Origin of the sequence: Candidatus Vondammii sp. HM_W22, assembly GCF_022530855.2 — a bacterium.
In the GTDB taxonomy this organism is placed as follows: Bacteria; Pseudomonadota; Gammaproteobacteria; order Chromatiales; family Chromatiaceae; genus Vondammii.
In genome coordinates this window covers 770,685-785,489 of record NZ_CP099567.1, presented here as the reverse complement: position 1 = coordinate 785,489, position 14,805 = coordinate 770,685, and the positions used below count along the sequence as shown (strand labels likewise).

12 protein-coding genes and 1 pseudogene are annotated in these 14,805 nt (G+C 52.1%); 1 reads left to right on the top strand and 12 read right to left on the bottom strand.

Features of this window, described 5'->3' with window-relative positions:
• The first annotated feature begins 122 nt into the window (after positions 1 to 122).
• Positions 123 to 1,371 (top strand): annotated as a pseudogene (locus MN084_RS04455) (IS256 family transposase).
• A 661-nt stretch (positions 1,372 to 2,032) separates the two neighbouring features.
• On the opposite strand, the gene MN084_RS04450 reads toward MN084_RS04455, so the two are convergent.
• The 12 genes from MN084_RS04450 to iscX form a co-directional block, all read right to left on the bottom strand.
• Positions 2,033 to 2,341, bottom strand: a complete 309-nt coding sequence (locus tag MN084_RS04450) for a hypothetical protein (RefSeq protein ID WP_330178378.1) — start codon at positions 2,339 to 2,341, stop codon at positions 2,033 to 2,035.
• 489 nt (positions 2,342 to 2,830) lie between these two features.
• The gene (der, locus tag MN084_RS04445; protein WP_241087044.1) at positions 2,831 to 4,225 is read right to left on the bottom strand and encodes a ribosome biogenesis GTPase Der; all 1,395 of its coding nucleotides are present in this window, start codon (positions 4,223 to 4,225) and stop codon (positions 2,831 to 2,833) included.
• 17 nt (positions 4,226 to 4,242) lie between these two features.
• A complete protein-coding gene (gene bamB / locus MN084_RS04440; protein ID WP_241087045.1) occupies positions 4,243 to 5,355 on the bottom strand; it encodes an outer membrane protein assembly factor BamB in 1,113 nt (370 codons plus the stop codon).
• A 65-nt stretch (positions 5,356 to 5,420) separates the two neighbouring features.
• Entirely contained in the window at positions 5,421 to 6,053 is a 633-nt protein-coding gene (locus MN084_RS04435; protein WP_241087046.1) for a YfgM family protein, read from the bottom strand.
• Between the two features lie 26 nt (positions 6,054 to 6,079).
• Positions 6,080 to 7,354: a histidine--tRNA ligase gene (gene hisS / locus MN084_RS04430; RefSeq protein ID WP_241087047.1), complete on the bottom strand. Its 1,275-nt coding sequence runs from the start codon at positions 7,352 to 7,354 to the stop codon at positions 6,080 to 6,082.
• Positions 7,355 to 7,481: 127 nt separating this feature from the next.
• Positions 7,482 to 8,444, bottom strand: a complete 963-nt coding sequence (locus MN084_RS04425; RefSeq protein ID WP_241087048.1) for a RodZ domain-containing protein — start codon at positions 8,442 to 8,444, stop codon at positions 7,482 to 7,484.
• Complete coding sequence (gene pilW / locus MN084_RS04420) at positions 8,441 to 9,250, bottom strand: type IV pilus biogenesis/stability protein PilW (protein ID WP_330178377.1); 810 nt, start codon at positions 9,248 to 9,250, stop codon at positions 8,441 to 8,443. Before pilW ends, MN084_RS04425 begins: the two co-directional genes overlap by 4 nt.
• A 22-nt stretch (positions 9,251 to 9,272) precedes the next feature.
• Positions 9,273 to 10,337 (bottom strand): 23S rRNA (adenine(2503)-C(2))-methyltransferase RlmN, encoded by a 1,065-nt coding sequence (rlmN, locus tag MN084_RS04415; RefSeq protein ID WP_445083941.1) that lies wholly within the window; start codon positions 10,335 to 10,337, stop codon positions 9,273 to 9,275.
• A gap of 5 nt (positions 10,338 to 10,342) precedes the next feature.
• Entirely contained in the window at positions 10,343 to 10,771 is a 429-nt protein-coding gene (ndk, locus tag MN084_RS04410) for a nucleoside-diphosphate kinase (RefSeq protein WP_241087050.1), read from the bottom strand.
• Between the two features lie 251 nt (positions 10,772 to 11,022).
• Positions 11,023 to 13,242, bottom strand: a complete 2,220-nt coding sequence (locus tag MN084_RS04405; protein WP_241087051.1) for a RelA/SpoT family protein — start codon at positions 13,240 to 13,242, stop codon at positions 11,023 to 11,025.
• A 17-nt stretch (positions 13,243 to 13,259) separates the two neighbouring features.
• Positions 13,260 to 14,498, bottom strand: a complete 1,239-nt coding sequence (locus MN084_RS04400) for a DUF1015 domain-containing protein (protein ID WP_241087052.1) — start codon at positions 14,496 to 14,498, stop codon at positions 13,260 to 13,262.
• Positions 14,499 to 14,601: 103 nt separating this feature from the next.
• The gene (gene iscX / locus MN084_RS04395; protein WP_241087053.1) at positions 14,602 to 14,802 is read right to left on the bottom strand and encodes a Fe-S cluster assembly protein IscX; all 201 of its coding nucleotides are present in this window, start codon (positions 14,800 to 14,802) and stop codon (positions 14,602 to 14,604) included.
• Positions 14,803 to 14,805 lie beyond the last annotated feature (3 nt).

Here is a 14,805-nt window from a genome sequence, read left to right as displayed (position 1 = left end):
CCTGCTGCATCAATCCGGGAGTTATAACTGAAAGTGTTGTTTGAAAGGAATTGAAAAAGAGCGGGATATCTGGTTGATTTGTTGTTGCGAGACATCAAAACAACCATTGGAGATACGCCACCATGAGTAAGAATAACGTTGTTAAGCTGGCAGGTCGAGATACGATTATCGATCCGCTGACAGAGTTGCTGAAAAGTGGTGCAGAGCAGTTGATCTACCAGGCGGGTGGAGGCCGAGCTGCTGGAGCTGTTGGCGGAGCACGTCGAGCGACGGACAGAGGATGGCAAGACGGGTGTGGTGCGTAATGGTCACCTGCCAGCTCGTAAACTGCAGACAGGATTGGGGCCGGTCACGGTCAAGATCCCCAAAATACGAGCGAAGACCGGCGAGCCGGTGACGTTCCGATCAGCTCTGGTGCCGCCGTATGTACGCAAGACGAAGTCACTGGAAGCAGCACTGCCGTGGCTCTACCTGAAGAGGATTTCCAGTGGAGAGATGGGTGAAGCCCTGAAAGGGCTGGTGGTTCCGGATGCAACAGGCTTGTCGGCCGGCAGGGTATCGCGTCTAAAGCAGGTCTGGGCAGAAGAATATCGGAACGGGTGCGAGGAGCGCCTGGATAAGGGCCATTGGGTGTATGTGTGGGCAGACGGTGTCTACAGCGGACAAAGAGCAGAGCAGACGAAGCTGTGTGCCCTGGTGGTGATCGGCGTGAATGAGCGTGGTGAGAAGCATTTTCTGGCAATTGAGGATGGTGTACGGGAGTCCACACAGAGCTGGCGGGAGGTACTGTTGAAACTGAAGTCACGCGGACTGACCCCGCCAAAATTGGCGATCGGTGACGGTGCCATAGGGTTCCGGGCTGCGCTGGAGGAAGTGTATCCGGAGACGCGCCAACAGCGCTGCTGGATGCACAAGACCATGAACGTGCTGAACTGCCTGCCAAGGTCAGCTCAGCCGAAAGCGAAGCAGGCACTGCATAACATCTGGCAGTCGGAGACCCAGGCCGATGCGGAAAAGGCCTTTGATCTGTTTATCAAAACGTATGAGCCAAAGTATCCGAAGGCTGCCATCTGTCTGCACAAAGACCGAGAGGAACTGATGGCTTTCTATCAATTTCCTGCGCAGCATTGGCAGAGCATTCGGACCAGCAATCCGATTGAATCCACCTTCGGGACAATCCGCCATCGAACCAGGCGTTCCAAGGGCTGCCTATCGCGTGACGGCATGCTACACATGATGTTCAAACTCGGCCGGTGTGCCGAGAAGAAGTGGAGACGATTACGGGGTTTCGATTATCTGGCGAAGGTGATAACCGGAATCAAATTTAAAGAGGGTGTTGAGGTAGCAGGAGTCGATCAGGTCGCCGCTTGATTCAACTGGCTAAACACCAGATTTGACTATAACTCGCTTTGGCAGAGGGTCTCCCAGTTGCTCAAGGAGTTCAAGTCGGCTGCATGGCTGTTATCAATGGCTGGTTGAGCTGGTTGCTATATACCGCTGATTTTGGAAGGTTCTTAGAGGCTCTCATTAGCCTCATTACTATATTCAGCTTTAAGATAGTTTCGGTTTAGCCTATTGTCTGATTTAAGGTGCCCAATAACTGGCTCGATAGCGGTTCGACGCTTCATCCATTTTCGGGTTGACCGAGTCGCCCTCTTAAGGAGCCTGCCACAGAGCTTAACGTTAATTTCATCGCCTACGCGGTGTCCAGAGTAACCTTGATCACAATATGCATTCTTGAGCTTTCGGCTGCTCAAGCTCTTCGCTTGTTCAAGCGGCCGCCAAGGGTGTATGCCCATCATAAGGGTTACCCGTCAAACGCCATGTGTCAACTAACCAGCTGACTTTGGATCCGGTCACAAATGAGGGCTTATTACCAAACACGTAACACTTGTATGTTTTTTACCTTTGGCAATGCATTCCTCTTCTGCTGCATGCACGCTGTAAAGCTTGTTTTTATCTTGTCGTTGTGGTGCCAGTAAATGGTTAGCGCGTGCAAGTAATCGTGAGTTCACCATCTCTACACAGTGTCTTACGCCCAATGTCTCTCATCACTCGGCCCAAGTGCGTTTTGAGTTTTCCAGTCTGCCTCGCCGAACGCTTCATCTGCTGAGCATGAGAATATCGTCCTTGCATGATCAAGGCTTTCCCACCTCGACATAGCTCTGGCGTCATTTGATGCCTCTCTTTTGAGCCGCAGACACCAATAGGTCACGCATTTTATGGTAGATGTTGGAAAGGTGATGGCCTTCTCTTGAACGGTGGTATCCACATTGACGTCCTCTAATTCACGCAAGCTCATTGCTTTAGTATTCAGCGCTAGCTCGATGGTTTGTTTCAACAGCGCGTCAAATTTATTACCGACCCGGTTGCGCCAGTGAACCAGGCTGGAGGAGTGTAAGGGGGAGTTTGTGTTGCAGGTATTGAAATCCTCACAAAGTACGACCAATATGGGTTTTTAACCCAGCGTTTCACAACGCTTTCATCGCTCTCATTAAAAGAGTGTACTTGAAGTAATGGCCCACCAGTAAACGAGTGGGTAACGGGGCTGGCCAGCACCTTCGTTGTAAATAACATCAATGCCAGCCTCAAATTTTTCCCCGTTCATCTTCTCGGATAACCGCACCAGTGGGTGCGAGAGGTTTAAGATCTGAGAAAGTTATGGATGGAATAGATCAGCACTGTTATCCGGTTTTTGTAGTTTCATGCTTGCAAGGTTTTGATGAGGGGAGACTTTTCTTGCAAGCCATTTAATCATAAATAGATTATTAGTTAATATTTATCATGTGGTTATACATAAATTAGGGGTGATTAGTTACCGTAACTGCCGTTATTTTTTCCCTTTAACATGCTTCTTAAGCCGCTGACGCTTGCGGACCTGTCTTCCGGTAAGCTTGTTTTTGCGCCCTTCGAAGGGGTTCTTTCCAGAGCGGAATTCAACCCGAATAGGGGTACCATCCAGTTTCAGGATGGCACGGAATCGATTGGTCAGATAACGTTTGTAGGTTGCGGGTACTTTATCTGTCTGGTTGCCGTGAATAACGATAATCGGAGGATTCCGCCCGCCCTGGTGTGCATAACGCAACTTGATTCTTCGGCCATGCGCTGTAGGCGGCTGATGTTCCTGTACCGCACCCTCAAGTATCCGGGTCAGATCCGGCGTTGCCAGATTACGCATGGCGTTTTCATAGGCGGCATCCACCGCTTCATACAGCTTGCCAACGCCAGAGCCGTGCAGTGCCGAGATAAAGCGCTTGGCGGCAAAATCGAGAAACAGTAATTTACGCCCCAGCTCCTCTTTGATTCTCTCCCGCTGATCAGCATCGAGGCCATCCCATTTATTGATCACCACCACCAGAGCACGGCCACTCTCCAGGATATGTCCGGCAAGCGTGGCATCCTGCTCGCTCACCTCCTGATGGGCATCGAGCACCAGCAAGACAATATTCGCCTGCTCAATCGCCTGCAGTGTTTTGATGATGCTGAATTTTTCGATGGTCTCACTGACTCGCGCCCGACGGCGCACTCCCGCAGTATCGATCAGTGTGTACGGCTTATCATCATGGATATAGGGGATGAAGACACTGTCACGGGTAGTACCCGGCTGATCAAAGGCAACAACCCGCTCTTCACCCAGCAGGCAGTTGACCAGCGTGGATTTACCCACATTTGGGCGACCCACTACCGCAATCTGAATCCCTCTGTTCTGTTCATCTTCCTCACTGAGTTCCGGCTCCGGGAACTGTTCAAGCAGTGTATTGATCAGTTGCCTGACCCCTTTGCCGTGAGCCGCTGCAATGGGGGCGGGTTCACCCAGACCGAGGGTATAAAAATCAGCCCTGGCAGATATTTCATCCAGGTTTTCACTCTTATTAACCACAGCAGTGACGGGTTTACCGGTTTTGCGTAACTGCTTGGCAATATTCTCATCGCCACTGGTACAGCCACCCTTTCCATCCAGCAGAAAGAAGATATGATCCGCCTCATCGATGGCAGCCTGAACCTGCTGGTCCATCAACACTTCGACCCCATCTTCTTTACCACTCAGACCACCGGTATCAACAACAACGTAGGGCTTGTTGCCCATTTTACCGACACCGTATTGCCGGTCCCGGGTCAGTCCCGGCTGGTCGGCAACCAGTGCATCACGACTGCGGGTCAGTCGGTTAAACAGTGTTGACTTGCCGACGTTCGGTCGTCCAACAAGTGCAATGACAGGCAACATATTCAAACTCCGGTAACTCAGTTGATGGCAGCAACAGTTATTGCGGCCATTTCACCACCGTCACCATAAATATAGGCAATCCCGTCGACAACGAGCGGGGTGGTTGTAATCGGTGCATCACCAACACGGATACGACCAAGCAACCGGCCATCTTCCTGAGCCAGCCAATGCAGATAACCCTCGAAGTCACCTACCAGGATATATTCACCGAGCACGGCCGGCGCAGAGAGCATGCGGGCGTGCATTTTCTTGTTTTTCCAGAGCGCAGATCCATTTCCGGGATCAATAGCCCAAACATAATCATCTGCATCGGTAATATAGAGCTGACGCCAGTCTGCCCCCAGACCGGTATAAGATGAGAGTTTACGACGCCAGAGTACAACACCTGTGTCTTCAGAGACTGCGGCTATATCGCCCTGGTAGGTCGACACATAGATCACGCCTTCCCGAATCAGTGGATCTCCGTCGATATCCACCATCCGCTCAAGTTCGGATCGGCCGCTGGGTGCGGTGATGCTCACTTCCCATAATAATTCACCGGTTGTCAGATCGAGTGCCGCCAGCTTGCCACTGGAAAAACCGCAAATCACTGTGTTGCCGCTGATAATAGGAGAGCTGCTGCCGTGCAGGGTCAAGACAGGAATGGAGCGGTCATAAATCCACGTCTGACTGCCATCACCCGCATCCAGACCGAATATTTTTCCATCGATAGTATGTACCACCACAGTACCCTGAGCCGCAGTCGGAAGTGAAAGCACCTCACTGCTGACCCGGGTTCGCCACTTTTCACTGCCGGTTTCAGCATCAAACGCCAGCAACTCTGCGTTACTGGTTCCAACCAGCACCAGACCGTCACCGACGCCGGGGCCACCAGAGATCTCCAGCTCTGTTTCAATACCCCAGACCACCCGGCCGGTTGCCGCATCCAGCGCCTTCACAGCACCCTGGCGATTGGCTACATAGACGCGTCCTTCGAAAACCGCTGGGGCCAGCTTGACGCGTTGCTCGTCGGCGCCCTCGCCCACGGAGGTACTCCAGAGCGTTGTTACCGGAATTTCCCCCTGCAACTCGATCAGTTCTGCCGGCGGCTCTGCATTATCTTCATCGCCAAGCCAATTGAGCGGATTCATCGACGAGCATCCGGTTAATAACAGAACCAGAATCGAAATGAGATATCGCTTCATATCCAACTACCTCAAGGATTGGCGTTTGCCGCCAGGTCATCAAATTTCATCTGGACCATGACAGGATTACTGGCTTTCTGCGCCAGCGCCTCCTGATAAGCCTGACGGGCCGCCGCCTTGTCGCCTTTAGACAAGGCTATATCACCCCGCAACTCTGAAAAATCACCCTGAAAGCTGTCAACCGTTGCTTGAGCGATAATGGTGGCAGCACTGTCCACATCACCATCACTCAACATCAGACGGCCCAGACGCAGGCGTGCAATCTGTTTCAGTGAGTCATCATCCGTGTTATCGATCGCCCACTGAAGCTGTTCGCGGGCGGCCTTATTTTCACCCAGTTGCAGCTTCACCTTGGCCAGATTCAGCGCGGCAAAAGTGGCATAAGTACTCTCTTTGTGCTCACTGATCAGGCCTTCCGCCTGCTTGATGGCTACCTCACTGGCATTGGCGGAAACAGAGTTTCTCAGTTGCTCGAACTGAAACGAAGCCTGTTCGGCAATACCCTTCTCATGCTGAGTCCAGTATTGCCAGCCGAAAACACCGCCTAATCCCAGCACGATGCCAGCGATCACTGACTTGCCATTCTCCTTCCACCACTTTTTAAGTTCTTCTACCTGTTCCTCTTCGGAAAGATTTACATCCACCGTTCTATCCTCTTAGATAATCCACATTAGGGTAAATGGCGCTGACTAAAAAAACCGGCAAGATCACTCAAGGCAATCTGCCGCTGCTCGCCCTCACCTCTGAGTGGTTTGACGCCGATTATATCCTGCTTCAGCTCATCGTCACCCAAAATCAGCGCATAACGGGCGCCACTCCGGTCCGCTTTTTTAAACTGGCTCTTGAAACTGCCTGCGCCGCAATTGACCAGCAGGCGCAGATCCGGACACTGACCTCTGAGCTTTTCGGCCAGGATCAGCCCCTGTTTTTGTGCCGCCTCACCCATCAATACCAAATAGGCATCGAGTTGCTTGAGCGACGGTTTGTTTTCACTCTCTTCCAGTAGAGCAATCAACCGCTCTACTCCCATGGCAAAGCCGACAGCGGGTGTTGGCCTGCCGCCAAGCTGTTCTACCAGACCATCATAACGCCCACCCGCACAGACAGTCCCTTGAGCGCCTAATCGGTCCGTCACCCATTCAAAGACGGTGCGTCCATAGTAATCCAGACCTCTCACCAAACGGGGATTGACAACATAATCAACACCACAGGCATCGAGCCCGGCACAGAGTGTTTCGAAATGAGACAGTGACTCCTCACCCAAGTGCTCCATCAGAACCGGTGCGTCGGCTATCAGCTGTTTCAAATCAGGATTCTTTGAATCCAGAATGCGCAGTGGATTGGAGTCCAGGCGCCGTAAACTATCCTCATCCAGCTGATCTTTATAATCAGACAGATAGGTCACCAGCAGCTCACGATAAGCGGTGCGCTCTTCCGATGTACCCAGAGAATTTATCTGCAACTCAAGCCCTTCCAGCCCCAATACCTGCCAGAAACGCCGGGATATCAGTATCACTTCCAGGTCAATATCCGGCCCCGGCAGACCATAAGCCTCAACGCCAATCTGGTAAAACTGGCGATAGCGTCCTTTTTGCGGACGCTCATGCCGGAACATCGGACCCCGATACCAGATCCGTTGAATCTGGTTATGAAACAGGCCATTTTCAATACCGGCCCTTACACAGCTGGCGGTATTCTCAGGACGCAGGGTCAAACTGTCGCCGTTGCGGTCGGCGAAAGTGTACATCTCTTTTTCCACGATGTCGGTCACTTCACCAATGGAACGACTGAATAACTCGGTCATCTCCAGGATAGGTGTGCGCATATCCCGATAGCCATAGCCGTCGACGACTTGGCGCACGCGGTCTTCCAGAAAATGCCACATCGGCGACTGATCAGGCAGAAGGTCGTGCATACCACGAATAGCTTTAACATTTTTACCCATTGAAACTTGCTACATCTCTAGTCATTAATCTGCAAGCGCTTTGCCTGCCGGTTGCAATAGTATCCATTTAAGGCGATCTAATCCTGGACGCGGAATGAAAAACCCACGACAGAAGCCAACTTATGTACTACTCAGGATTCAGAGAGAAACGGGCTACATTGCCCCGAATATGCGCATCCAGATCGAATGCTTCATTATCCACCAAAATCTTCACAGCGTGTGCATTCCCCAGAACGACCTTATAGGGTGGACGGCCTTCCAGCAGATAACGCTCCCCAGCCTCCTTTTTGCCAAACAGCCGGAAACTGCCCGTGGCATCTTTGATATCCACCCAGCAAGAGGCAGTAAACTCCACCACAATGGCGTGTTCGCCCGCAACCGCATCAGAGGTAGAAAACGCAGCCATACCCGGAGTTACTGCCGGACTGGAAATCTCCATCTCAACCGGCTCAATCACCGGGGCAGTATCTTCTGTTAGCTGCTCCGGAACTACGTCTGTTTCACCGGTCCCAATTTCAATCGATGCCTCAACGGGCTGCTCTTCAGTTCCGAGACCCGGCAAAGGCGGCAGGCCATCCGTCTCAGCCGTTTCCAATGATACGGAGGTATCATCGCCGGTATTCAGTTGGGCGTTTTCAACCGGTGGCTTAGTTGCATCACCTGTCTGTAACGGCCATTGGAGATAACCCCGCCACCAGACAACCACCAGTGCGATCAAACCAATCACGATAAGCCATGTCATCAAACGCATGAGGAGATGACTGCTGCGCACTTCGTGCCTTACCTGGGCCACATGCAAATTTGCCGGCCTCTCCTTGCCGGCATTGAATGCCTGGTATGCATCAAGCAGTGGCGTAAACGGAACGCCTAGCAGACGGGCATAGTTTCGAATATATCCCTGCACAAATACCGAACCGGAGAGTTCGGTATAGTCATCCGCTTCCAGGGCTATCAGCTTTTGCTCGCTCAGATGCAGAAGCACAGCAACCCGCTGCAGCTGCAGTTCCTGTGCTTCTCTGATGGTTTTGAGGCGAGCGCCTGGTCCCTGAACAGTTAGCGGCCCACTTTCATCTATGGTGGCAGCATTCATCGCTTTGTAGACTCCTTCAAAAGATTGGCCTCTTGAGAGTCTGGGAAAGCATTGCGCAGTAGCAGAGAATAACTCGCCACAGAATCCTGGTTACCCAGCTCTCTCTCAGTGAGAATACCCAGCCACAAAGAAGACGCCGTGTTTAGAGCCACCTCCCGGTAGCGTTTCAGATAGGTCCTGGTAGAAAAGAACTGCTCCTTGTCATAATTTATTTTTGCCATATGCATAAGAGCCACTGGCAGCCTAGGATTATGTTTCAGCGCCTCGCGCAAATAGCGCTCGGACTGCTCCATATCCGGTTTTCTGCCGGCACAGACACCTGCATTTGCAAGCGCCACTTCCGGCGTCTTGTAAAGCGGGTTCCCCAGTGCTTTGAGGAACAACGTGTCCGCTTCATCAAAACGGTTTTGCTTGCAGAGGTGAACACCATAAGCGTTGAGCATGTATGAATTCTGGGGTTGATAACCAATTGCCCGCTTAAAATGGCTCTCGGCCAGATCATGCTTATTGAGTCTGTCGTACAACAAGGCGATGACATTGTGCCCATCTGCATTGGAGGGTTCCACCGTCAAAGCCCGCCTAGCATTCTGCATCGCCTGCATCAACAGTCCTTCATGCATATAGGCCGCCGCCAGCTTTACATAAATATAGCCAGTCCCTTTGTTGCGGTTACTCGCACCAAACTGCCCGGTATTATCATCCATATCCAGAGAGGAAGATCGGGTCATTCCCTGTTGCTGGCATCCGGCCAAACTAGTCAGTAGATAAGCTGCAATCAATAACACAGGTATCAGACGGACATTCAAAGCGAAACTCCTTGCTGCTTGACTATAGTTTCAACCCTCGGCGACTACGATCACGCACCAGCCCAACCAGTTGACCGCAAGCTGCATCAATATCATCACCGCGGGTCTTGCGGGTCATGGTGATAATACCGGACCTCATCAACCGCTGCCGAAACGCGTCGATACGCCCAGGGGTGGAACAGCGGTATTTTGTGCCCGGAAAAGTATTAAATGGGATCAGATTTATCTTTGATGGAGTGCCTTCAAGCAGCCTGATTAACTGCTTTGCGTGCTTATCAGTATCGTTGATACCATCCAGCATCACATACTCCCAAGTAATCTTACGCCGTTTATCACCTCGAACATACTCCCGGCAGGCGGGAATCAACACTTCCAGAGGGTATTTCTGGTTTATTGGCACCAACTGGTCGCGCAGTTCGTTATTTGGCGCATGCAGCGAGACCGCCAGACTGACATCACTGATCTCCCGCAACTTCTCTATGGCAGGCACAATACCGGAAGTACTGATCGTAACCCGGTATTTGGATAGCATGCAGGCAAGATCATCCTGCATGATATCCATCGCCGCGATCACTGCATCATAATTGGCCAGGGGCTCGCCCATGCCCATCAGTACGACATTAGTGAGCGGCTTACCCTGTTCACGAGTGGCCACCCAGACTTGCCCGATAATTTCAGCGGCGGTCAAGTTGCGGCTGAAGCCCTGTTTGCCGGTCGAGCAGAAGCTGCAGTCAAGCACACAGCCAACCTGGGAGGAGACACAGAGAGTACTTCTGTCACCTTCCGGAATCAGTACAGCTTCAATGCGACTATTGCAGTCCAGCTCCAGCACCCATTTGTGGGTGCCATCGCTGGCCGGCTGATCGAAAACAATCTCCGGCACCCTGACCTCTGCGACCTCTTTGAGTTGCTGACGCAACTTTTTGGAGAGATCGGTCATGGCATCAAAATCGGTAACTCCATGCTTATGTATCCATTTCAGCACATTGCGACCTTGAAATGCCTTGGAGCCGAGCGTCTGGAAGAAGGCCTCAATCGCCTTCCGGTCCAGGCCCAGCAGATTGGTTTTCTGTCCTGCAGTCAAAATCAATCTCAGCGGGTGCGTTCGCAGATGCCTTCCGGGAAGAAGAATGCAATCTCGGCCTTCGCTGTTTCAGGAGCATCAGAGCCATGCACGGCATTTTCGTCGACGGTCTCGGCAAAATCTGCGCGAATAGTGCCCTCTGCCGCTTCCTGCGGATTGGTAGCACCCATCACTTCACGGTTTGCGGCGATGGCATTTTCACCTTCGAGCACCTGCACCATGACCGGGCCAGAGGTCATAAAATCGACTAGGTCATTATAAAAAGGGCGCCCCTTATGCACTGCATAAAATTCACCCGCCTGCTCACGGGAGAGATACAGCATTCTGGAGGCAACAATTTTTAGCCCGGCCTTTTCAAATCGGCTATAAATCTTTCCAATGACATTTTTTGCAACTGCGTCAGGTTTGATAATGGAAAAAGTACGTTCAACAGCCATCTAAGACTCCATATATTTCAAACAACAAGAAAACGTTGCACCGCCTGATGACCGCGCATGGAGCGCGCTTCAACCAGCTACTGATCTGCTATAGCAAATAACAATACTCTGTATTTTTTTGCCAACAAGCCCGGTAAGCCGAAACAAAAAGCGCCGCGTAACTGTTTTCTACTTACAAAACTGACACTCATTTTACCTTGTGAGGCAGGATGCAGGCAATTCATCATTTGCAAGAATCAACGGATATACCACTAAGCCTGCCTCCTCACATCAATGACATCCGGCAGCTGAGCCATCTTTTCCAAAATCCGGCTCAACTGGCGCATGTCGGTAATTTCCACGGTAAAGCGCATGGTTGCCCGGTCAATTTTACGGCTGGATTGAGTATTGACCCCAATCACGTCCACCTCTTCATTGGTAAGAATGGAGGAGAGGTCTCTCAACAGCCCCTTACGGTCACCGGCAATCACCTGAATATCCACCGGATAGGTGGTCCCAGCAGACCGGTCAGCCCAGGTTACCTGGGCCAATCGATCCTGCTCCTCCCCTTTCAGATTACGGATCATGGCGCAATTCCGACGATGGACGGTAACACCTCTGCCGCGGGTAATAAAACCAACGACATCATCACAGGGAACCGGTTTACAACAACGCGCCATATGAGTCAGCAGATCATCAACACCTTCCACAATAACCTCACTTCGCCCTTTATTTGCCCTATGGCTACGGCGTTTAGGCCGCTCGTGAACCGCCTCGGTCTCTTTTCCCGGCTCAGCGGGCACGCCCATTCCAGCCACCTGAATCGGGGAGACCTCACCACGCCCAATCGCGGCCAACAGATCATCGCTCTTCTGGAAATTATATCTTTTTGCCACCTGCTCAAGATTGGGTTTACTGACACCCAGCCGATGGACTTCCCGCTCCAGGCTGCTTCTGCCGGTATGGAGATGGGTATCATAGTCCTGCTGCTTAAACCAGTGTCTGACTCGGTTCCGCGCTTTGCTGGTCGCGATATAGCCCAAATGAGGGCTAAGCCAATCTCGACTAGGGCCACCCTCTTTCGATGTGATAATCGACACCGTCTGTCCGCTCTCCAGCGGTTGCGTCAGCGGTGCGATCCGGCCATTGATTTTGCTCCCTTTGCAGCGATCTCCGACACCCGAATGAATCGCATAGGCAAAATCGACGGCGGTTGCTCCTTTCGGCAGCTCAATTACCTTGCCATGTGGGGTCAAAACATAGACCTGCTGAGCTTCAAATTCACTCTTCAGGTTATCAACAAAGTCTTCGGAAACCGTCTCCGTCTCATCCTGAAGCTCCAGCCAGTTTCGCATCAAGATGATGCGGCGATCAAATGCCACATCACTCTTCCCGGCACCCTCCTTATACTGCCAATGTGCCGCCACGCCCAGTTCTGCATGGTCATGCATTTCATGGGTTCTTATCTGAATCTCCAGCGTCTTATCCTCCGGCCCGATAACGGCCGTGTGGATTGAGCTGTACATATTGGTTTTCGGGGTGGCGATGTAATCGTCAAATTCACCGGGTATATGCCGCCACTGCCCATGAATGATGCCCAGCACTGAATAACACTCGGCAACGGTACCCACCAGAATACGCACCGCCCGGAGATCAAATATCTGATCGATCCCAACGGATTTGCGCTTCATCTTTTTCCAGATGCTGTAGATATGCTTGGGTCTGCCGGAGATCTCGGCATCAATACCCACCGCGTTGAATTTCTCCTGAAGCCGGTCGATGATTCCCGCGATAAATGCCTCTCTTTCAGCTCTGCGGCCATCCAGATTACCGGCAATTTCTTTATACTCTTTCGGTTCCAGGTAGCGCAGACAGAGATCTTCCATCTCCCATTTTATCTGCCAGATACCCAGGCGATTGGCCAGAGGCGCATAAATTTTCTGGGTCCCCAGTGCCTCCTCAATTCTCACCTGCTCCGAAAGATTCTTCAGAATGCGCATCACATGGAGACGCTCGGCCAAAACAATCAGCACCACCCGAATATCGTCTGCGATACTGAGCAGCATACGTCGCAAGTTTTCAGCGTGTTCAAGCTCATCTTTATGGCAACTGCCGCTATGCCCACGGGAGGCATAGCCGATGCGCCCCATATCCTGGACCATGTGTACAACATCGGGGCTGAACAGCTCTTCCAGATGGTTTGCACCAACCTCATCGCGCGGTATCACATCATGCAGAATAGCCGCTACCAGAGTCTCGCTGTCCAATCCCATGGCATCCAGGATCTCAGCCACCGCCAGCGCATGCCGGAGAGTTGTCTCCCCCGTTGCTTCAAGCGCTTCCTGGTGAACATCCATTGCCAGATCACAGGCCCGACGCAACATATCCATCTCATCGGCGCTTCGATCGGCAGCAAGCCCATCGAGCCAGAGTCGGACATCCTGCTCATCCAGCGAGTCGTTTGAAGGCAGATTGGTTGTAATACTGACCATTTCAGGAACGGAGCGGTTCAGAGCCGGTGGCTAATCAGCCCATCAGCAAGCTTGGGTTCAAACCAGGTTGATTTTGGCGGCATCACCTCGTCGTCATCGGCAACCGCCATCAGTGCATCCATTGAGGTGGGGTAGATAGAGAAGGCGACAGCCATCTCCCCGCTGTCAACCCGATCGGCCAGCCCCTGCAATCCTCTGATACCGCCAATGAAATCGATACGATTATCCCGCCTGGGGTCGCTGATACCAAGAATCGGTTCTATCAGTTCCTGGGTGAGAAGGCTGATATCAAGGCTGGCGACAGGATCATTACCGGTGATGCTTTCAGAGTTCAGCCGCAACAGATACCATTGCCCCGATAGATACATGCCGAACTCGGTCGTTCGCATCGGCTTGACCGGTAGATCACTGGCCGTTACCTGGAAATGATCGCGGACAAGCCGCAGAAAGCGCTCAAAGCCCAGCCCGTTCAGATCTTTCACTACCCGGTTGTAATCGAGAATCTCCACCTGATTGTGTGGAAAAATCACCGAGAGGAAGTAATTATAACTCTCTTCGCCCGTATGACCGGAGTTGACCGCTTTTCTGTCGGCCGCCACACGCGAGGCGGCAGCTGAACGATGGTGTCCATCCGCCACATAGATTGCAGCCATCCCATCGAACAGCTCTGTCAGTCTGGCCACTCTCTGCTGATCCGACAGCACCCAAACCTCATGCCGCACCCCATCCTCTGCGGTGACATCCATATCCGCAGCCTGCACTGTAGCTTCCGCCAACAACTGATCCACAGGCTGCTCACTGGGATAGACAAGAAAGACCGGACCGGTCTGTGCATTCAGGGCATCGATCTGGCGAACCCGGTCGTCCTCTTTCAGCGGGCGGGTAAACTCATGTTTTTTGATACGCCCCCGGTCATACGCCTCCACTGAGGCAGCGGCCACCAGACCGGTCTGGGAATGGCTCCCCATGGTCAGTCGATAGACGTAGTAACAAGGTTCACTATCCTGAACCAGAAGACCCTCATCCATCATCCGGTTGAGGTTTTCCGCCGCCTTAGCGTAGACTTGCGGGGCATAGGGATCTGTCCCCTCTGGCAGGTCGACCTCGGGACGTGATATATGCAGAAAGCTCCAGGGTTTTCCCTCAACCATTTCACGCGCTTCTGCGGTGCTCATGACATCATAGGGTGGGGCAACCACATCTTTGGCATAGCCGGCGGCAGGCCGCAAGCCTGGAAACGCTTTGATCAGCGACATATCAGTGCCCTTTACTTGCAGTATTCGTAAGTTCTCAAAAAATCCGTGTGATAGAGACTATGGAGAATTCACCATGATTCGGCATTGAAAAAGGGGGGAGCAACTACTCTCGTTCTTCGATCCAGGCCATCTGTATCGCTTCCAGGATCTTCTCTCCTGAATGCACTGGATCATCATCAAAACCAGCAAGTGCAAGCACCATGTTTCGAAGATCAACGAAATTGACATGAATCGGATCGATGTCTGGGTGCAACTCATCCAGCTCTATGGCTATGTCCAAAGAATCAGTCCACTTGAGTTCCATACA